This window comes from Psychrobacter sp. 16-MNA-CIBAN-0192 (assembly GCF_040309565.1).
In the GTDB taxonomy this organism is placed as follows: domain Bacteria; phylum Pseudomonadota; class Gammaproteobacteria; order Pseudomonadales; family Moraxellaceae; genus Psychrobacter.
In genome coordinates this window covers 1-352 of sequence record NZ_JBEOOX010000070.1, presented here as the reverse complement: position 1 = coordinate 352, position 352 = coordinate 1, and the positions used below count along the sequence as shown (strand labels likewise).

The 352-nt window shown below is 40.3% G+C and carries 1 pseudogene; it reads left to right on the top strand.

The window, feature by feature from the left end:
- Positions 1-22 precede the first annotated feature (22 nt).
- A pseudogene (locus tag AAEY78_RS12400) lies at positions 23-352 on the top strand (4-phosphoerythronate dehydrogenase); the annotation flags it as partial.

Genomic DNA, 352 nt, shown 5'->3' with positions numbered 1-352 from the left:
TCGCAGTGAATAAGATACCCAAATGAAAATAATTGCCGATGAAAACATGCCTTATGTTGATGCCTTGTTTGGCTATTTAGGCAAGATTGAATATGTAAACGGCCGAACCTTGACTGCTAAACAAGTAGAAGATGCTGATGTGTTATTGGTGCGTTCGGTGACCAAAGTAAATGCAGCGTTAATTAAAAATGCGCATAAACTTAAATTTGTGGGTAGCGCGACAATTGGTACCGATCATATCGATGTTGATTATCTTTCGTTGCGCAATATTTATTTTACTAATGCCCCAGGGTGTAACGCGACTGCAGTAGGTGAGTATGCATTTATTGCCATGCTGGAGTTAGCGCAACGT